Source organism: Cohnella sp. AR92 (assembly GCF_003990975.1).
Taxonomy (GTDB): domain Bacteria; phylum Bacillota; class Bacilli; order Paenibacillales; family Paenibacillaceae; genus Cohnella.
Genome location: NZ_RZJR01000002.1, coordinates 546,489 through 565,060 on the forward strand (window position 1 = coordinate 546,489; position 18,572 = coordinate 565,060).

At 56.9% G+C, this 18,572-nt stretch carries 15 protein-coding genes and 2 rRNA genes; 7 read left to right on the forward strand and 10 right to left on the reverse strand.

Annotation, left to right across the window (positions count from 1 at the left end):
* Positions 1-32: 32 nt before the first annotated feature.
* The 5 genes from ELR57_RS04750 to ELR57_RS04770 all read right to left on the reverse strand — a co-directional run bounded on the left by ELR57_RS04750 (position 33) and on the right by ELR57_RS04770 (position 8,667).
* Positions 33-1,022 carry a Gfo/Idh/MocA family protein gene (locus ELR57_RS04750; RefSeq protein ID WP_126957756.1) on the reverse strand — a complete coding sequence of 330 codons (990 nt, stop codon included), beginning with the start codon at positions 1,020-1,022 and terminating at the stop codon, positions 33-35.
* An 89-nt stretch (positions 1,023-1,111) separates the two neighbouring features.
* The gene (locus ELR57_RS04755; RefSeq protein ID WP_126957758.1) at positions 1,112-2,194 is read right to left on the reverse strand and encodes a glycosyltransferase; all 1,083 of its coding nucleotides are present in this window, start codon (positions 2,192-2,194) and stop codon (positions 1,112-1,114) included.
* A 78-nt stretch (positions 2,195-2,272) separates the two neighbouring features.
* Positions 2,273-5,638 (reverse strand): NTTRR-F1 domain, encoded by a 3,366-nt coding sequence (locus ELR57_RS04760; protein WP_370452204.1) that lies wholly within the window; start codon positions 5,636-5,638, stop codon positions 2,273-2,275.
* 49 nt (positions 5,639-5,687) lie between these two features.
* A complete protein-coding gene (locus ELR57_RS04765) occupies positions 5,688-7,502 on the reverse strand; it encodes an NTTRR-F1 domain (RefSeq protein ID WP_126957762.1) in 1,815 nt (604 codons plus the stop codon).
* 292 nt (positions 7,503-7,794) lie between these two features.
* Positions 7,795-8,667, reverse strand: coding sequence for a helix-turn-helix transcriptional regulator (locus ELR57_RS04770; RefSeq protein WP_126957764.1), 873 nt, complete (start codon positions 8,665-8,667; stop codon positions 7,795-7,797).
* A 142-nt stretch (positions 8,668-8,809) separates the two neighbouring features.
* On the opposite strand from ELR57_RS04770, the gene ELR57_RS04775 reads away from it, so the two are divergent.
* The 5 genes from ELR57_RS04775 to ELR57_RS04795 all read left to right on the forward strand — a co-directional run bounded on the left by ELR57_RS04775 (position 8,810) and on the right by ELR57_RS04795 (position 12,742).
* The gene (locus ELR57_RS04775) at positions 8,810-10,192 is read left to right on the forward strand and encodes an MATE family efflux transporter (protein WP_126957767.1); all 1,383 of its coding nucleotides are present in this window, start codon (positions 8,810-8,812) and stop codon (positions 10,190-10,192) included.
* A gap of 96 nt (positions 10,193-10,288) precedes the next feature.
* On the forward strand, positions 10,289-10,933 hold the full coding sequence (locus tag ELR57_RS04780) for a metal-dependent hydrolase (protein WP_126957769.1): 645 nt from the start codon (positions 10,289-10,291) through the stop codon (positions 10,931-10,933).
* A gap of 64 nt (positions 10,934-10,997) precedes the next feature.
* The gene (locus ELR57_RS04785; protein WP_126957771.1) at positions 10,998-11,174 is read left to right on the forward strand and encodes a TRADD-N-associated membrane domain-containing protein; all 177 of its coding nucleotides are present in this window, start codon (positions 10,998-11,000) and stop codon (positions 11,172-11,174) included.
* Between the two features lie 144 nt (positions 11,175-11,318).
* Positions 11,319-12,356 (forward strand): peptidoglycan DD-metalloendopeptidase family protein, encoded by a 1,038-nt coding sequence (locus ELR57_RS04790; protein WP_126957773.1) that lies wholly within the window; start codon positions 11,319-11,321, stop codon positions 12,354-12,356.
* Positions 12,353-12,742, forward strand: a complete 390-nt coding sequence (locus ELR57_RS04795; protein ID WP_126957775.1) for a bactofilin family protein — start codon at positions 12,353-12,355, stop codon at positions 12,740-12,742. Before ELR57_RS04790 ends, ELR57_RS04795 begins: the two co-directional genes overlap by 4 nt.
* A gap of 6 nt (positions 12,743-12,748) precedes the next feature.
* Here ELR57_RS04795 and ELR57_RS04800 read toward each other — a convergent pair whose 3' ends face one another.
* Positions 12,749-13,600 (reverse strand): ATP-dependent DNA ligase, encoded by an 852-nt coding sequence (locus tag ELR57_RS04800; protein ID WP_158629933.1) that lies wholly within the window; start codon positions 13,598-13,600, stop codon positions 12,749-12,751.
* A gap of 134 nt (positions 13,601-13,734) precedes the next feature.
* On the opposite strand from ELR57_RS04800, the gene ELR57_RS04805 reads away from it, so the two are divergent.
* Together ELR57_RS04805 and fabV are read left to right on the forward strand one after the other, a co-directional pair.
* Entirely contained in the window at positions 13,735-13,944 is a 210-nt protein-coding gene (locus tag ELR57_RS04805) for an alpha/beta-type small acid-soluble spore protein (protein WP_126957779.1), read from the forward strand.
* Between the two features lie 179 nt (positions 13,945-14,123).
* Positions 14,124-15,314, forward strand: coding sequence for an enoyl-ACP reductase FabV (gene fabV / locus ELR57_RS04810; RefSeq protein ID WP_126957781.1), 1,191 nt, complete (start codon positions 14,124-14,126; stop codon positions 15,312-15,314).
* A 59-nt stretch (positions 15,315-15,373) separates the two neighbouring features.
* Here fabV and ELR57_RS04815 read toward each other — a convergent pair whose 3' ends face one another.
* The 4 genes from ELR57_RS04815 to ELR57_RS28030 form a co-directional block, all read right to left on the reverse strand.
* On the reverse strand, positions 15,374-16,357 hold the full coding sequence (locus tag ELR57_RS04815; RefSeq protein WP_126957783.1) for an aromatic ring-hydroxylating oxygenase subunit alpha: 984 nt from the start codon (positions 16,355-16,357) through the stop codon (positions 15,374-15,376).
* Between the two features lie 14 nt (positions 16,358-16,371).
* Entirely contained in the window at positions 16,372-17,520 is a 1,149-nt protein-coding gene (locus ELR57_RS04820; RefSeq protein WP_126957785.1) for a BMP family ABC transporter substrate-binding protein, read from the reverse strand.
* Between the two features lie 392 nt (positions 17,521-17,912).
* Positions 17,913-18,029, reverse strand: a 5S ribosomal RNA gene (rrf, locus tag ELR57_RS04825).
* Positions 18,030-18,119: 90 nt separating this feature from the next.
* Positions 18,120-18,572 (reverse strand): 23S ribosomal RNA (locus ELR57_RS28030); the annotation flags it as partial.

The window sequence follows — 18,572 nt, forward strand, 5'->3', positions numbered from 1 at the left end:
GGAAGCGACAGTCTCCATCGTCTTCTTATCGATTAGGAACGCAGATCCGCCGGATAAACCAGCCCCATCTGCTTTCTTGCTTCGTCCATGACTTCCATGGCGGCGAGCGAGTGAGCGTGCGAGTTAACCTTCGATTCCAGCTCTCCGCTTGCGATGAGCTTCAGGAACTCCTCGAGCTCATACTTCATGTTGTCCTCATGCTGGGGAACGGACACCGTTTCCTTCCTACCGTCGCGATAATGAATCTCCACCCGCTCCGGCGTGCTTATTTTGTCGATGACCAGGCTTCCTTCTTCCCCTTGGATCTCGCTTGGCAGAACGGAGTTGGTGATCTTGGAATATTGGATGACTCCCTCCATCTCCTCGTATTGCAGGAGCAGGCTTCCTTCCCCGTCAACGCCCGAATCGAGCAGCATGCCGTTCGCTTTCACGCCTTGAGGCTTGCCGAATAGAACGATTGCCGGATAGACGCAATAGATGCCAAGATCCATCAGAGCTCCGTTCGAGAACTCGGGTCTAAAGGCATTCAACACCGTTCCCTCGCGGTATGCATTGTAACGGGAGGAGTATTGATTATAGCTTGCGGAATAGCGACGGATCTTGCCAAGCTTAGGAAGACTCTCCGCGATCGCTTGGAAATTCGGCAGCAAGGTCGATTTTAACGCCTCCATGAGCAGCACGCCGTTCCTCTTCGCCGCTTCCGTCATTCTCCGAATCTCCGCCGCGTTGGAAGCAAGAGGCTTCTCGCACAAGACATGGAGCCCGTGATTCAAGCACAGAGTCGCATGTTGCTCATGATAGCTGTTCGGAGTGGCGATATAGACCGCATCGATCGTGCCGCTTGCCGCCATCTTCTCCATATCCGTGAACGTATGGGCCGCTCCGTGCTTCTCCGCGAATTCCTTCGCCTTCTCTTCCGTGCGGGAATAAACGGCTTCGAGAACGAATCCCTCCACTTGCCGGGCCGCCTTCAGGAACGCCTCCGTAATCCAATTGGTGCCGATAACGCCGAATCTGACCATGGGTATGACCTCTTTTGCGATTAGTTTAGGATTTCTGCGTCGTTTCATCTGCGTCTCATGATACACCAACGGCAAGGCCGAGCCAACCTCTAGTCCTGCGCCAGTCCCAGACGCTCGCCAAGCCACTTCCGGTTATGCTTCACGCTGGAGTCGTCCGGACGGTACTTGCGAGCTTCTTCGTTATGGTCGTAGGAAGCCTTCAGATCGCCAAGCTTGTAGTAGCAGACGCACAGCTGCAGATGGGGATACCACGTGTAATAGGCGGGATAGCTGAAGCTCCACTGGTCGGGATCGGGCTTCGTTCGAAGCGCCAGCTCATACCAGTACGCAGCCGTCTTGTATTGACCCGCATGGGTAAAATGATCCCCGATTCGGCTGAGAGCCTCCGCGCGGGGAGTTCCGTATTCGAAGGACTTCAGCAGCATAGCCAGTTCGCTCCCGCGGTCGTTCAGAGAGCGATGGCAATCGGCGCTGTTGATGCAGGAATAAATCTTATCGTCGACCCAGGCATCCGTTCGCGCCAAGTGAGTCCGGTAAGCGTCGATCGCCTCGGCATAATGCCCGTTCTCCCTGAGCTCGTTGCCGTAGTAGAAGTAATCTCTGGCGTCGAACTCTTCTCCTCTTTGTTGCTTTTTGCGAAAAAGATTCAGGGTGCGGCCGACGGAATGCTTGATTCTGCGGTGGGTGATGGCGATGTCCGAATTCAGGGTGTTGCCGCTCGCGGCAAGGTATTGATGGCAGTCGCCCATCCATTGAAAATTGCGCGACCGTTTAACCAGCCGATTGTAACGATACCGCAAGGAGACGTTGCCGTATTCGTCCGTTCCGTAATCATAGAACATGGAGACGACGTCGATGCTCGGATCCAGATTATCCTTGAGTTCGAGGAAGGCGTCTCGATCCTTGGGAAGCATCACATCGTCGGCATCCATGTAAAGGATATAGTCCATCGTAGCATAGGAGAACGCTTTGTTCAGAGCTTTGGCGAAGCTGTCCGGCCATTCGTAATAGTAAACCCGTTCCGTGAACTGTCTAGCTATCTCGACGGTCCGGTCTGTCGATCCGGTATCGAGAATGTTAATCTCATCGACCGCTCCCCGCACCGATTCCAAGCATCGACCGAGCGTTGTTTCTTCGTTCTTCACGATGATGCACAAGCTGACGGTAGGCAATCAGGGTTCCTCCTGTTCGATTTGCTTGATTCATCTCAGAGTATGCCGGTTCTCCGATGCCCGCCTGTCCGTTCGTACTTAGTAAACGATAAGGTTCAGGTTTCGGTTCGTTACCGTGACCGTCGCAACGGTGAGTCCCGAGATCGAATAGGTAACTTGAACCGAGTAGGTGCTCGTGCTGCTGGCGGTAATCGAATCCACGAACGTATAGCCCACCGGAAAATCGATAACCGCATTAAGCGCCAGCAAGCCGGAAGGAAGCACCATTTGAACGGATTGAAGCGTAGTCGCATCCCGAAGGAGGGCGAACGTTGCCGTGAGGTTTCCGCCGACCGACGCCGTAACCGTCACGTTGAACTGGACCGCATAATCGATTTTGACATTGTTGCCGTTCGCGAGCGGGACCCCGGATACGCTGATCACTGTCGAAGGAGTGCCGGCCGTTAAAGATACCGCACCGGCATTCGCCGCACTGAATAGCTGCTGGATCGGGCCGGTCGGGCCGGTCGGGCCGGTCGGTCCGGTTGGGCCCGTCGGGCCTGTTACTCCCTGTAGTCCCGTTGCTCCCGTTGGGCCTGTCGGGCCGGTTACTCCCTGCAGTCCCGTCGCTCCGGTTGGACCCGTTGGGCCGGTTACTCCCTGCAGTCCCGTCGCTCCGGTTGGACCCGTTGGGCCGGTCACGCCTTGCAGTCCCGTCGCTCCGGTTGGACCCGTTGGGCCGGTTACTCCCTGCAGTCCCGTCGCACCGGTTGGGCCGGTCGGGCCAGTAAAACCTTGGTCACCTGTTGCTCCCGTTGGGCCAGTAACACCTTGGTCACCTGTTGCTCCCGTTGGGCCTATTACGCCCTGCGCTCCGGTGGGGCCTGTCGGTCCCGTTACACCTTGCAGTCCCGTCGCTCCGGTGGGGCCTGTCGGTCCCGTTACTCCCTGCAGTCCCGTCGCACCGGTTGGACCGGTTATGCCCTGCGCTCCGGTTGGACCTGTTGGCCCGGTCACACCTTGTGCTCCAGTCGGTCCTGCTGGTCCCGTCACACCTTGATCACCTGTTGCACCCGTTGGCCCGGTCACGCCTTGCGCCCCTGTCGGGCCCGTAACGCCTTGTGCTCCCGTCGGGCCTGTCGGTCCAGTAACGCCTTGCGCTCCCGTTGGACCAGTCGGCCCCGTTACCCCTTGATCACCTGTTGCACCTGTTGGACCAGTTATGCCCTGCGCTCCGGTTGGACCTGTTGGCCCGGTCACTCCTTGCGCCCCTGTCGGGCCTGTCGGTCCCGTCACACCTTGCGCTCCAGTTGGACCAGTCGGCCCCGTTACCCCTTGATCACCTGTTGCGCCTGTTGGACCAGTTATGCCCTGCGCTCCGGTTGGACCTGTTGGCCCGGTCACTCCTTGCGCCCCTGTCGGGCCTGTCGGTCCCGTCACACCTTGCGCACCGGTCGGTCCAGTTACACCTTGTGCTCCCGTCGGGCCTGTCAGTCCAGTAACGCCTTGCGCTCCAGTTGGACCAGTCGGCCCCGTTACCCCTTGATCACCTGTTGCGCCTGTTGGACCAGTTATGCCCTGCGCTCCGGTTGGACCTGTTGGCCCGGTCACTCCTTGCGCCCCTGTCGGGCCTGTCGGTCCCGTCACACCTTGCGCTCCAGTTGGACCAGTCGGCCCCGTTACCCCTTGATCACCTGTTGCGCCTGTTGGACCAGTTATGCCCTGCGCTCCGGTTGGACCTGTTGGCCCGGTCACTCCTTGCGCCCCTGTCGGGCCTGTCGGTCCCGTCACACCTTGCGCACCGGTCGGTCCAGTTACACCTTGTGCTCCCGTCGGGCCTGTCAGTCCAGTAACGCCTTGCGCTCCAGTTGGACCAGTCGGCCCCGTTACCCCTTGATCACCTGTTGCGCCTGTTGGACCAGTTATGCCCTGCGCTCCGGTTGGACCTGTTGGCCCGGTCACTCCTTGCGCCCCTGTCGGGCCCGTAACGCCCTGTGCTCCCGTTGGACCTGTTGTTCCCGTAACACCCTGTGCCCCAGTCGGTCCTGCTGGTCCAGTCACACCTTGATCACCTGTTGCACCCGTTGGACCGGTAACGCCTTGTGCTCCCGTCGAGCCTGTTGGTCCAGTAACGCCTTGCGCTCCAGTTGGTCCCGTTGGCCCGGTCACACCTTGTGCTCCCGTTTGACCTGTTGGTCCCGTAACACCCTGTGCCCCAGTTGGACCAGTCGGCCCCATTACCCCTTGATCACCTGTTGCACCTGTTGGACCGGTTATGCCCTGTACTCCCGTTGGACCTGTTGGTCCCGTAACACCCTGTGCCCCAGTCGGTCCTGCTGGTCCAGTCACACCTTGATCACCTGTTGCGCCCGTTGGACCGGTAACGCCTTGTGCTCCCGTCGAGCCTGCTGGTCCCGTCACACCTTGATCACCTGTTGCACCCGTTGGGCCGGTAACGCCCTGTGCTCCCGTCGAGCCTGTTGGTCCAGTAACGCCTTGCGCTCCAGTTGGTCCCGTTGGCCCGGTCACACCTTGTGCTCCCGTTGGACCTGTTGGTCCCGTTACTCCTTGATCACCTGTTGCACCTGTTGGACCGGTTATGCCCTGCGCTCCGGTTGGACCTGTTGGCCCGGTCACTCCTTGCGCTCCCGTTGGACCTGTTGGTCCCGTAGAGCCCTGTACCCCAGTCGGTCCTGTCGGTCCCGTCACTCCTAGCGCTCCAGTCGGTCCAGTAGGTCCCGTCACTCCTTGAGCTCCGGTTGGACCTGTTGGTCCGGTAAATCCTTGTTCTCCGGTAGCGCCTGTCGGACCTCTTACTCCCTGGGTTCCAGTCGGCCCAGTCGGACCTGTCACACCTTGTGCCCCTGTCGGTCCGGTCGGTCCAGTTGGCCCCGTCGGACCCGCGGATCCTCCTGTCGCCGCCAATAAAGCGACATCATCCAAATAGAAGTCCCCTGAATTCGGAACCTCCAGCTTCTGAATGAAAATAAGGGCTTGTGTCGTGTTGGCGGGAGCCGCCGATACTGTGCTATAAAGCTCAAGCCACTCATTTGCGCTAACGATAGGCAGCCTCATGGAGATTGGTAGCAACAAGCCCTGACCCAGGAGGTTGAAGCCGGAATCGTAGTAATTTACATAGACTACTGCCGATGGCCCCGTGTTCCCCCCGGATTTAGACACGGAAAGGAATAGTTCGTAGGATTGTCCAGGAGAAGCCGGAACGAATTGGAAAAGAAAAGATGGTCCGGAGCCCATATCGACGCTATAGAAACCGGAGTGGCTAAATTGGTTGGTCACCGTGACATTGGAGCTTCCCCAATTGTACAAATCCCCCGTCTCGAAACCTCCGTTCAGTACAAGATTGTTCAGGGACATTTGGATCACCACCCTCCTGTTGATATGAAAATAGGCGAACAAGCCCCTCCTCCTGCATGCAGGTAGGGAGAAGCCTGTCAGCCTATTCATTCAATCCGTCATTGATGTCATGGTAAAGCCCGCCTCCAGCCCGAAAGACTTAGCTTAGCCGAATAATGATCAGCGAAGCGCCTGGAGAAGATAGGGTTGCCGTCCCCAACAGACCGAATAGTTGAAGTTGAAGCTGATCCCCGGCTGTGAGGGAAAGAATGGTTTCCGCGTTAAAAGAGGATAAAGATAACGTGGATGTGAACACCGTCGAAGGCACAGGCGAACCATTCCTTAAGACCTGAGCAGACACGAGTAGAGCAGTTGTCGTGTTGATGGAATAGGCAACGTAATAATTACCCGTCGCTCCCACCGTAAAGACCGTGTTCGTGCCATCGACCGTAATGCCGGATCCGATGTTCTGGTTGTTAGGAAGCGGTATATCCGTACCGCCAACAACAACTGCGATGACTCCGCTCGTATTCTCCGCGTAGGAGTATGTCGCCGTCACACTCGTTCCCGTTGGGCCGGTTGGGCCTGTTGCTCCAATCGCCCCATCCGCTCCGGTCGGTCCGGTTGGGCCCGTTGCTCCAATCGCTCCATCCGCTCCGGTTGGGCCAGTCGGTCCTGTTGCTCCCGTTGCTCCATCCGCTCCAGTCGGGCCGGTCGGTCCTGTTGCTCCAATCGCCCCATCCGCTCCAGTCGGCCCAGTCGGTCCCGTGGCTCCATCCGCTCCAGTCAGGCCGGTCGGTCCCGTGGCTCCAATCGCTCCATCCGCTCCGGTTGGGCCAGTCGGTCCTGTTGCTCCCGTTGCTCCATCCGCTCCGGTCGGGCCAGTCGGTCCTGTGGCTCCTGTTGCACCATCCGCTCCGGTCGGGCCGGTCGGCCCCGTTGCTCCTGTTGCACCATCCGTTCCTGTCGGACCGGTTGGGCCGGTTGCTCCAATCGCTCCATCCGCTCCGGTCGGGCCAGTCGGTCCTGTGGCTCCTGTTGCACCATCCGCTCCGGTCGGGCCGGTTGGGCCTGTTGCTCCAGTCACCCCATCCGCTCCGGTCGGACCTGTCGGCCCCGTTGCTCCCGTTGCACCATCCGTTCCTGTCGGACCGGTTGGGCCCGTTGCTCCAATCGCTCCATCCGCTCCGGTCGGGCCGGTCGGGCCCGTTGCTCCAATCGCTCCATCCGCTCCGGTCGGGCCAGTTGGGCCTGTTGCTCCCGTTGCCCCATCCGCTCCAGTCGGTCCGGTTGGGCCTGTTGCTCCAATCGCCCCATCCGCTCCCGTTGGCCCAGTTGGGCCTGTGGCTCCCGTTGCTCCACCCGCTCCGGTCGGGCCGGTCGGGCCCGTTGCTCCCGTTGCTCCACCCGCTCCGGTCGGGCCGGTCGGGCCCGTTGCTCCCGTTGCTCCAGTTCCCGTCGGACCGGTTGGGCCAGTAGGGCCGGTCGGGCCAATCCCTCCGCCTCCGCTCGAAGCCAGGAAGGAGATATCGTCCACATATAAAGTGGACGAGTTGGCCAGCGCAATCTTCTGGATGATAATTAACGCTTGCGTGGTTCCGGCAGGAGCCGGCGTTGTCGTATCGTAAGCCTCAATCCATTCATTGTTCGTCACGAGAGGAATTCTCGTGGAGATGCCAAGAGACAGCCCTACACCGAGCAAGTTCATCTGAGCATCATAGAAATTGACGGTACCCACCATTGCGGGTCCGACGGTGCCGCTGGACTTGCTGACCGAGATAAGCAGCTGATAGGATTGCAGTTCATCGGCAGGTACCAGCTGATACAGATACGAGGACGTCAGTCCGGAGCCCATGTTCGCGCAATAGACCCCCGTATGGCAGAAGACTCCCGTAACGGTAACGTTCGAGCTGCCCCAGGAAGTCAAAGAGCCGGTCTCGAATCCGCCGTTGACGATTAAATCGTTAATTGACATTTTATCACCGCCTGTTTGGAATGAATGAAAGTTCATCCCGACTCGATCCAGACGACCTACTATTCTTTAAACCTTAATTACGGCTCTCCCTCTAATGCGGAACGGCTTGTCATCTTGACGATCGGTGCTCTATTCTATGGATTCTCAATTGGCAAGTGTTCTTTCATTCGCCTCGTTCCCGCATCTTTCCGCGCCTCCCCCATGCGGATCGCCAAATAAACAGACCCCATCTATCGATCCATAAGGAGCGGTAGATGGGGTCATCTATTTAGCGATTCTATTAGAAGCTCTATTAGAAATACTGCTTCCGATACCTTCTCGGGGATATCCCTTCGATCCTGGAGAAGCAGGAGCTAAAATAGGCAGCTTGGTTGAAGCCGACCTCCTCCGCGATTCGAGCGATCGTCATATCCGTCTGCAGCAGGAGAAGCTTGCTCTGCTCGATCCGATACCTTAGCAAATATTCCATCGGGGGGCAGCCGTACTCCTGCTGCATGCATCGGGCGATATACACGGGGTGGAAGCTCAAGCTCTCGCCTAATTCTTTGGCCGTGATCTCCCGCCGATAGTGTTCCCGCAAGTAAGCCGCCGCCTGTTCGGCGCATGTCCTTCCCGGCGAGGAGCGCTGCGCCCCTGTCGATTCCGCCAACAGCTCGATCAGCTCTTGGAACGCGACCTGCTGCTCAAAGCGTGTCGTGCTGCGATGCGCGCTCGGTCCCAGGTCGATCAGGCGGCAGATCGTCTCCTCCATCTTGCCGGGATGCGCGACTTTGGCGAATTGAGGCAGAACGAGCGGGAACGTAGGGGGAGCGAAGGCATCCATGCTCGTATCCGCATGAAGCTCCGAAGGATCCTCCGTCTCGGAAGGCAGAATCGCACGCCAGCCCCCCGTCGTATGGAAGTGCAGCCAATAATACTTCGTCTCTTCCGCGCAGCCCGCGCTTCCATAATGGTAGGCATCCGGCCTAAGAATAAAAGCATGCCCTGCCGTTACGTCGTAGCTCCTTTCTTCCTCCCCGATGAAGAGACAGCCTTCCGTGACGAACAGGAGGTCGAAGATTTCGATGTTTTTGCGGGCAACGTGTCTCTCTCCCGGCTGCGAAATCATGTATCCGCTTGCAATATAGTAAGGCAGCGGAGGCATGGTGAATTGGAGCAGATTCATAACCCTCTCCCTCTCGATAAAGTTGGAATATTGAAAGTATCCGTTGGAAAATTGACACACCGAACTCCGTATACCATCTATAATCGCATTGTTTCCTCTTTATTTTATCACATTGCTTACTGACATCGTGGGGGTTTGAATCATGAAATCACTAGACCGCAAATTCACCCTGTGGGCGCTCGCGTGGCCGGTCTTCATCGAAGTCCTTCTTCAAACCATGCTCGGAACGGTGGACACTATCATGGTGAGCCGCATCTCCGATGATGCGGTTGCCGTCGTCGGCTTCTCCAACCAGCTGTTCAATGCGTTAACGACTCTGTTCATGACCATCGCCGGAGGGGCCGGAATCCTGATTGCACAGAGGCTCGGCTCCAAGCGCCAGGAGGACGCGCGCACGCTGGCGATTATGGCGGTCACCGTCAGCACCATGATCGGCCTGGTAATCAGCGTCCTACTCTTCACCCAGTCCCGTTCGATCGCGGAGCTGCTCAATCTGTCGGAGGATCTGTGGCCGCTCTCGGACACTTATATCTCCTATGTCGGCGGCGGCATGTTCCTAGCTGCGATGACGGCTGCGCTCAGCACCTCGATTCGGAATACCGGCAACACTCGCGGACCGATGTACACGGGGATTATCATCAACCTGCTGCATATTGTCCTGAACTATGGCTTGATTTTCGGCAAAATGGGGCTTCCCGAGTGGGGACTGACCGGGGTAACGGTATCCGATAACGCGTGCAGGCTTCTGTCGGTCGTCATTCTTCTTTATATGTTCCGCCACTCCTTCGAGAGGACGATCCGGCTGCGCGATTACCTTCGATTCGACTCCAAGCTGTTTAAGGAGATCCTGCGAATCGGCTGGCCTCTTGGCATCAACATGTCCTGTTGGGTGTTCTCTCAGCTCGCGATCTATTCTTTCCTGGCGATGCTTGGCCCCAAGGAGCTGGCTGCCCGAACGTACATGAATACGCTGGAATCCTTCTGCTTTATGCTGGGCTATGCTTTTGCTTTGGCGGTGCAGATCCGGATCGCCTATCTATTCGGAGAATCTCGTACCAAAGAAGCCTATTCGGCCGCTTACCGCGCGATGGGCCTCGGGCTCCTGCTCGTGATGGCGAATGCTCTTCTGCTCTACCTGTCGGGGAGGCAGATGCTCGGCTTCTTCACTTCGGATCCGGAGATCGTCTCGATGGGAGTCTCCCTGCTCGGTCTCAACCTGCTGCTGCAGCCTGCGAAAATGCTCAATATGGCGCTTGGGAACGCCTTGAACGCGGTCGGCGACACGAGGTTTACGATGTATATCTCGCTGGGATCGCTCGGCCTGATCGCTACCTTCTGCTCGTATTGGTTCGGCATCGAGCTCGGCTGGGGCCTTATCGGAATCTATTGCTGCATGATCGCGGATGAATATGTTCGCGGGGCTCTCTCTCTATGGCGCTGGAGAGGCAAGAAATATTTGAACAAAGCCGAGTGTGCATCCATTCCGGCGAAGACCGGCAACTCCCTGCCCTCCGTCTCTGTCTAATGGCAACAAGAGCCCAACCCGTGTATAATAGACTCGGCAAACATACGTTCCCTATATGGGACCCATCAGCTTTGTCAGTCAACGGGGAGGAATTGCATGAAAGGCTCGACTCATCTTGCCATCGGGACGGCGATCGGAGCGGTGGCATCCGTCTATTATCCATTCGAATTACAGGACGCCGTCTGTTACGTGGCCGTAGCTGCCATATCCGCCCTTAGCGCCGACCTCGACGGGACCAGCATGCTTAGCAGCAAGCTGGGAAAGCTCTCGCACTGGATTCGGGAATCGGCGCTATGGACCGGAGTTTTGTCCGCCATTATACTTGCGTCGTTCTATTTTACTGAGCACACGTTCTATCCGAAGTACGCCATTCTAACCGGCTCTCTTGTCCTGCTCGGGCTTGTCATGAAAGAAGGAGCCCTTCGCAACGCGCTGGTCAGCCTGTGCGGAATCGGTCTGCTGTACGCCGGATGGACGAACGGGTGGAATTGGCTGATGGGGTTCGGCGTATTCGTCGCCGTGGCGCCGTGGCTTCCTCATCGCGGGCTTACCCATACGGTATGGGCGGTCGCCGCGTGGTGGCTGATCGCGCGAGGATTGGAGAATCAACTAGAGGTCGAAGGAATCGCGACCGTCGCGACGGCAGGTTATCTATCCCACTTGGCAGCGGATACTCTGACTCCAAGCGGCGTGAAGTGGCTCTATCCCCTCGTGAGAAAATCATTCCGGATGCCGATTTAATGTAAGATTTTCTATCATCAAGAAGCGCCTTGCGGTAGAATAGAAAGAAAACAAGAGGTGCTCCATGAAATCCAATCCGCTGCAAGTCGCCGTCTTAGGCTTAATGGTTCTTATCTTCGGAATTATCGATATCCTAATGGTCAATCCGACCGTCGGCATTGTTCTGACCGTTGCGGGCGCCGTTATGACGTTCCTCGGCTGGAATCGGCATCAGAAGAGCAAGAAAGCCGCCAAACGATAGCCATTGCCTGATCAGTCCGTCTAATGACGGGCTTTTTTTACTTTATTCAGAATTTTGGCATTAATTTGCTAGTTTCCAAAGGGATTTTCTCCCCTACTGTCGAACCTATCTGTGACCATAGCTCATGAAGACAGGAGGATCGACATGAGATGGAGCCGTAACAAGTATACGGTTGTCATTATCCCGGATGCGAGCCGTCCGGTGCAGAGAATCGCCGTTCCATCCTATCTTATCCCACTCTGCCTCACTCTGGTTCCCATCCTAATGATTTTTCTGCTGACTGCCTGCCTCGTTCTCTATCGCCACTTCGACAACAATGCGGACAAGCTCTCTCGTCTCCAGCAGAAGATGAATGCCTCTTCTTCCAGATATGAAGAGATTCTTCAGGATAAGGATACCAGCATCGATTACCTGCAGACCCAAATCGTCGGACTCACCGAGCAAGCGGCCGGCATTCATGAGAAGCTCGCCGAGATGGATCGGCTGGAGGGCCAAGTCCGTGAGCTGATGGGCCTTCCCGTTGGCGAATCGGATGAAGTCCATGCAAGCGAGTGGAGCGACTCCGCCTTGTCTCTCAAGGAGTCATCCCTCTCCGATATCGGCAAGGGCGGCGTCGAGATCCCCGCGACGGACGAAGAATTCCAGCAGTACCTGGACTCCGCGAAACGAAAGTTCCAGAACCTCTCTCCGGCGCTGAGTGCGCTTGAGATTAGGCTGGAGAACATGCAGGAGAACGTCCAGCTTGTCCAAGAGAAGCAGAAAGCCACTCCCAGCATCTGGCCGACGGACAGCCGCGACATCACCTCTAAGTTCGGCATTCGGCTGGATCCCTTTACGCATCGGGCTCGATACCATGCGGGAATCGACTTCTCGGGAGACATCGGCGATCCCATCTATGCGACGGCGGATGGAACCGTGATCTGGTCGCAGCGGGACGGGGAGGAAGGGAATAACATCAAGATCGAACACGGCGACGGGCTATTGACCCGTTACATGCACTTGAGCAAGCGGATTGCCCAGGTCGGCGATAAGGTCGAGAAAGGCGATCTGATCGGCTTGCTTGGCAATACCGGCCGAAGCACAGGGCCCCATCTGCACTACGAGGTCCATCTGAACGGCAAACAGATCGACCCCATGCCTTATTTGCCGATTATTGATGATGAAGGAGAGGATTCCCCATGATGGGCAAGAAATCGAAGCCAGATCCGAGCAAGACCGATACGTTGATCGGGGAAGGAAGCGTCTTCGAAGGGAAAATCACTTCGCACGCCAGCATTCGCCTCGAAGGCGAGATCATTGGAGATATTGAGTGCGAAGGGGATGTGACGATCGGCGAGAAGGGCTCGGCTCATTCCAATATCACGGCGCGCAACGTGTTCCTGGCTGGTACCATCACCGGCAACGTTACCGCCAAAGGCAAGCTGCTGATCAAAGAATCCGGGGTGCTGCACGGCGATCTGCAAGCTCAGGAACTGGCTGTCGAACCCGGCGGAGTATTCCGCGGGACAAGCCGAATGGAAGTCAAAGAGAGCGCAGCCCCGGCTCCTCTCAGCGCGATCTCGGTATAGGAAGGATCAGACGACGAACCGGACGAACTCCGGCTGAAAGGGAGTTCCGTCCGGGCGTTGTTTCGCGTATCTTAAGCAGGCTTCTATCTCCGGCCGAACATAAACGTAATCCTTATCTTCCCCGGTTACAAGTAACTTGGCGATTCCGTAGAACGCCTGGCGATAGGCCGCGGGAACCGAATCCGTCACGATGCTTCGCCACTCCTCCCCACTCTCGACGAGCCATCCGAACTGATTTTTCCGATAGCCGGCTATTCTTGCGTTAAAGTAGCGATAGTTGCGGATCAGCAGCCAGCTATCGTTCTTCCCGCTGCGGTACGCGCTCCTCTTGTCTTTGGCGACAAGTCCCTCCATCGAACTGCCGCGCAGCGAATCGGTCAGCCCCCTGTCTGGATGGTCGATGTAAGGGATACGGCTGAAGCGAAGATTGCTCTCCATCGCCTCGCTAAGAAGCTCCTTCCTCTCCGCAAGCGGCCGCTCGCGAATGTCTTCGCCTTTATAGCGCAGAATATCGATGACGAAGCAGTGCAGCGGATTCCGCATCGACGCTTCCTTGATGTCCATCTGTTTGCTCATTCGATATCGCTTGGCTAACCAATCCGGGTTCCCTCGCCCGGTCTCGGGGTCTACCGCAATCGCGATTCCGTCCAGAACGACATCTTCGTTATCCGCTACGGGGAGCCAGTGGAATTCGGGATACTGGGAAGTCAGATCGAAGCCATGGGCGGAGTAAATTCGCAAGTGCCCGTGTTCCATGGAGAGAATGAGCCGTTGTCCATCCAGCTTAGGTTCGACTATGTATCGATCGTCTACGAACGGGGACTCTTGTCGGCCCGTCAGCATAGGAGCTAGAAACATAAATTCCCCGTCCTTTCCTATTGGGATTGATCTATTCATTGTAGCACTGGGGGTCGGGGAATGGTGCCGGTAAGTTTATGAATAAGAGGGAGAGGCTCACCGCATAATACTGGCAGAAGGTGGAGGTGATTCAAGTGGCAGACAATCGCAACCAACTCGTGGTTCCCCAGGCTCGCGCGGCGCTCGAACAATTGAAGTTCGAGATCGCTCAGGAACTCGGGATCAGTATTCCGCAGGATGGCTATTACGGCAATATGCTGACCCGCGACACAGGCCGAATCGGCGGTCAGATCACCCGCAGGCTTGTCCAGATGGCGGAACAGCAAATCGCCGGCCGCCGTTAGTCGTTGCATCGGATTCGGATCTCGCCCGCCGAAGGAGAACTCTCCTTGGCGGGCTATATGATTTTGCCCAGGGTTGGAAAGACGTTTCCCAATTGGACAAAAATTCGGTAAAATAGAATCAGGTTGCCACGGCAACAGGCACCTCCATTCCCGAATGTCTGAGAAAGGAAATGTCTAATATGATCATTCAGCCCAAAACAAGAGGCTTCATCTGCACGACCGCTCATCCGGAAGGCTGCGCGCGCCAAGTTCGGAGGCAAGTGGACTATGTGAAGACTCAGCCCGCTATCTCCGGCCCGAAGAACGTGCTTGTCGTAGGCGCTTCGACCGGCTACGGCCTCGCCTCCCGTATCGTCGCTTCGTTCGCCGCGGGTGCGAACACGATCGGCGTTTACTTTGACAAAGCGGCGGAAGGCTCCCGCACCGCAAGCGCAGGCTGGTACAACTCGGCTGCTTTCGAACAGGCGGCCCAAGCGGAAGGCGTCAAATCCTTCAGCATCGTTGGAGACGCTTTCTCGGACGCGATCAAACAGCAGACGATCGATCTGATCCGCTCCGAGTTAGGCCAAGTCGACCTGATCGTTTACAGCGTGGCTTCTCCTCGCCGCACGCATCCGGTTACGGGCGAGACGTTCAGCTCCGTAATCAAGCCGATCGGCCCTACGTACTCCAACAAGACGGTCAACTTCCATACGGCGGAAGTATCCGTGGCGACCATCGAGCCGGCAACGGAAGACGAGGTTCGCCAGACGATCGCCGTCATGGGCGGCGAGGACTGGCAGATGTGGATCGACGCCCTGAGCGAAGCCGGCGTGCTTAGCGAGGGAGCGACAACCGTCGCCTACTCATACATAGGTCCGGAGATTACGCATGCCGTTTACCGAGAAGGGACCATCGGCCGCGCGAAGGACGATCTGGAAGCGACGGCCGCGCGTCTCCGCGAGCAGCTGAGCGCCATCGGCGGACGAGCGTTCGTCTCGGTCAACAAAGCTCTGGTTACGCAATCCAGCTCGGCCATTCCGGTCGTTCCTCTCTACATCTCGGCCTTGTATAAGGTCATGAAGGAGAGAGGCATCCACGAAGGCTGCATCGAACAGATGTATCGCTTGTTCTCTTCCCGTCTATACGGCGAGGGCGAGGCGGCTGTCGATTCCCGCGGCCGCATCCGCGTCGACGATCTCGAGATGCAGGATGACGTTCAAGCGGAAGTCGCGGAGATCTGGGACAAGCTCTCCACCGAGAACATCAACGAGCTGACCGACATCGCCGGCTACCGCCGCGAGTTCTTCCAACTCTTCGGGTTCGAGACCGACGACATCGATTACGAAGCCGAAGTCGATCCGAATGTCGAGATTCCGAATCTTCGATAATGGCAATAAGCCTGCAAGGCCGTTTGGGCCTTGCAGGCTTATTTTTCGGATGGGTTAGGTTAATCAGTGCCGAAGGTAACGCCCAGCTCTTTGAGTCTACGCCTGTAGGCAATCGCGACGCGGTCGCACTTAAGGTGCAATTCAGCCTGCAGGTCGAGCGGCAGCATCTCCGGCTTCTGGTTCTCGACGATCACCTTGTCCTGCGCGAGCAGCGTATTCTGGAAGTCGACGAACACCTCGTCCGGAATGTCATGACCGTAGTTGCGAAGCTGCAGCATGTACGCCGTGCACGTCGTCTCCGTCTCCGGAAGAACGAACAGGAACAAGTGGAAAAGCTCGTCGGTTCCATCGGCCGTCTTAATCAGTCGAACTCCAAGAGGCGTGAAGATCTCGTAGGTGTACCGGCTTGTCACCCCGTGCCCTCGGCCGTCCGGGTCAGGCTGAAACACGGCGATCTCGGTCGAACGGAAGACGCCGTTCTCTTCGGCCATCGAGTAATCGTCGATCTCGGGGAAGTCGTGATCGCCAAGCAAGCCGTCATGGACGAACATCAGGTGGGAGACGTCCAGGAAGTTCTCCACTACCCGCGGACCCGACGCCTGAACCGGGTATGGCCCCATCCGCAGCGGGATCAGCTCGGCATCGACAAAGTCCTCGTACACCGGAGTGGGACGGCTTGGCTCGCCGAGACAAACCCACACGATCCCCAGGCTCTCGCAGCAAGCGAAAGTCGGCGTTTTCGCTTTGGTCGGGATAGCTTGCCCCTTGGGCAGAGCGGGTATGCAGACGCAAGCCCCGCTCTCGTCGTATGCCCAGCCGTGGTAAGCGCAGATGAGCCGATCTTCCTGCACTCTCCCTAGCGATAACGGAACGCCCCTATGTATGCATAGGTCGCGCATCGCCGTTATGCCCTTCGAGCTTCGATACAAGACGACTTTCTCTCCTAGAACGATTACCCCTTTCGGGTTCTCGCCGATCTCCTCGGATAAGGCTGCCGGGTGCCACTCGTTCCAGAGGGCTGGGTCCTGGATAGTCTTCTGCATGCTTTGCACCTCCGTTAGCTCGGAATGGATCCCTTAACGCCCTTCACGAACCAGTTCATATTGAGAATGTCCTCATCGGACAACGATTGGCCGTCCGCATGAATCTCCTTGCCGTTCTGATCGAACAATTGGCCGCCGAAGACGTCGATCTTGCCATCGGCCATCTCCTTCTTCTTCTGTTCGACCAGGTCCTTCACGTCCTGCGGAACGTTCTTGCCGAGCGGTGCGAGGTCGACAAGCCCTTCTTGCAGCGAGCCCCAATAGCTCTCGGACTTCCAAGTGCCGTCCATAATCTCCTGAATGTTGCGGTCATAATAAGAGAACCAATTATATACCGTATTGGAGATGTAATAGTCCGGAGCATACTTGTTCATGTCGGAATCGTTGCCGATCGAGTACACTTTGCGTTCCGCCGCGGCTTGAATGCCTGCCGGGGAATCTTGGTAGTTCGCCAGAACATCAACGCCTTGATCCAGCAAGCTGACGGCCGCTTGACGTTCAATGGTCGGATCGTACCACGTATTCGACCAGACGACGCTGACATCAATGTCCGGGTTTACGCTTTGAGCCCCCAGGGTGAAGGCGTTGATCGTATAAATGACTTCCGGAATCGGATAGGCTCCGACGTAACCAAGGTGGTTGTTCTTCGTCATCTTGCCCGCCGCTACGCCGACAAGATAAGCCGTCTGGTAGGCGCGGCCCGCGTAAGTGGACAGGTTCTCTCCCGTCTTGTAGCCGGAAGCGTGAAGGAACTTCACCTTCGGGAACTTGCTTGCTACGCTGGCCATCGAATCCATATAGCCGAAGCTCGTTCCGATGATCAGGTCGTTGCTTTGCGCCAGTTCGGTGAACACCCGCTCGGCGTCCGCTCCTTCCGGAACGTTCTCGACGACCGTCGCCTTGAAGCCGTACTTCTTCTCGAGTTCAATGCGCGCCAGGTCATGCTGATAAGTCCAGCCGCCGTCACCCGGTTCCCCGATGTACACGAATGCGACTCGCGGCACTTTCTTCTCCGCGTCCGCGGAAGGCGCGGCGACGGACGAGGCCGGCGCCGAAGAAGACGGCGATGCGGATTCAGAGGCATTCGAATTGTTGTTGCCGTTAGAGCAAGCTGTCACGACGAGCAAGAGCGCAAGAACGATGAATACGAATCCTTTTCTCATGGTTGGTCTCCCCTTCTCTACTTGACCTTGAATTAGGTCACAATGGTAGCGGGAAGGGGCATTCGCGTCAACGATTCTGACGCAGGATTGGCGAACCACACAGAGTGAATCCGCTTCCCTTGTAGGCAATTCCAAGCAGCTACCTTATTTTCTCAATAACGGCGTACTTCAAGATAAAGTAAAACGTTTCGTTGCTGTCAAATTTCATGTATTCCTAAGGATACCATCAGGAAGCTTTAAGGAATGGGCGATAAGATGCTCTCATGACCCTTTCTGTTAGATAGATGGATTGGCCCGCGGCCCCGTTGCTGCGGGTTCTTTTTTTATTTCCTCTATCGAAGACCAATTGAAAGCACAAAAAAAGCACCCATTGCTGGGTGCTCTTCTTCTTGGCTTGGCAACTTCCTACTCTCCCAGGACCCTGCGGTCCAAGTACCATCGGCGTTAGAGGGCTTAACGGTCGTGTTCGAGATGGGTACGCGTGGAACCCCTCTGCCATCATCACCAAACCATGTTTAGGTGTCCAAGGCTTGCGCCTTGATAACCGGATACGAAACGAATTAGCGTTCATTAGAATCTTCTTGCCTGTGTTGGCTTATTAGGATAAGCCCTCGACCGATTAGTACTCGTCAGCTACACACATTGCTGTGCTTACACCCCGAGCCTATCAACCTCGTGTTCTCCAAGGGGTCTTACGAATTGGGAAATCTCATCTTGAGGCGGGCTTCGCGCTTAGATGCTTTCAGCGCTTATCCCTCCCGCACTTGGCTACCCAGCGATGCTCCTGGCGGAACAACTGGTACACCAGCGGTGCGTCCATCCCGGTCCTCTCGTACTAAGGACAGCCCCTCTCAAATTTCCTACGCCCGCGACAGATAGGGACCGAACTGTCTCACGACGTTCTGAACCCAGCTCGCGTACCGCTTTAATGGGCGAACAGCCCAACCCTTGGGACCTACTTCAGCCCCAGGATGCGATGAGCCGACATCGAGGTGCCAAACCTCCCCGTCGATGTGGACTCTTGGGGGAGATAAGCCCTGTCCTTTATACAC

Bases quoted from the DNA above. Each gene is read 5' to 3' on its own strand.
- ELR57_RS04750 (WP_126957756.1), bottom strand. From the start codon at position 1,022: ATGGTCAGATTCGGCGTTATCGGCACCAATTGGATTACGGAGGCGTTC.
- ELR57_RS04760 (WP_370452204.1), bottom strand. From the start codon at position 5,638: ATGAATAGGCTGACAGGCTTCTCCCTACCTGCATGCAGGAGGAGGGGC.
- ELR57_RS04765 (WP_126957762.1), bottom strand. From the start codon at position 7,502: ATGTCAATTAACGATTTAATCGTCAACGGCGGATTCGAGACCGGCTCT.
- ELR57_RS04770 (WP_126957764.1), bottom strand. From the start codon at position 8,667: ATGAATCTGCTCCAATTCACCATGCCTCCGCTGCCTTACTATATTGCA.
- ELR57_RS04775 (WP_126957767.1), top strand. From the start codon at position 8,810: ATGAAATCACTAGACCGCAAATTCACCCTGTGGGCGCTCGCGTGGCCG.
- ELR57_RS04780 (WP_126957769.1), top strand. From the start codon at position 10,289: ATGAAAGGCTCGACTCATCTTGCCATCGGGACGGCGATCGGAGCGGTG.
- ELR57_RS04785 (WP_126957771.1), top strand. From the start codon at position 10,998: ATGAAATCCAATCCGCTGCAAGTCGCCGTCTTAGGCTTAATGGTTCTT.
- ELR57_RS04790 (WP_126957773.1), top strand. From the start codon at position 11,319: ATGAGATGGAGCCGTAACAAGTATACGGTTGTCATTATCCCGGATGCG.
- ELR57_RS04795 (WP_126957775.1), top strand. From the start codon at position 12,353: ATGATGGGCAAGAAATCGAAGCCAGATCCGAGCAAGACCGATACGTTG.
- ELR57_RS04800 (WP_158629933.1), bottom strand. From the start codon at position 13,600: ATGTTTCTAGCTCCTATGCTGACGGGCCGACAAGAGTCCCCGTTCGTA.
- fabV (WP_126957781.1), top strand. From the start codon at position 14,124: ATGATCATTCAGCCCAAAACAAGAGGCTTCATCTGCACGACCGCTCAT.
- ELR57_RS04815 (WP_126957783.1), bottom strand. From the start codon at position 16,357: ATGCAGAAGACTATCCAGGACCCAGCCCTCTGGAACGAGTGGCACCCG.
- ELR57_RS04820 (WP_126957785.1), bottom strand. From the start codon at position 17,520: ATGAGAAAAGGATTCGTATTCATCGTTCTTGCGCTCTTGCTCGTCGTG.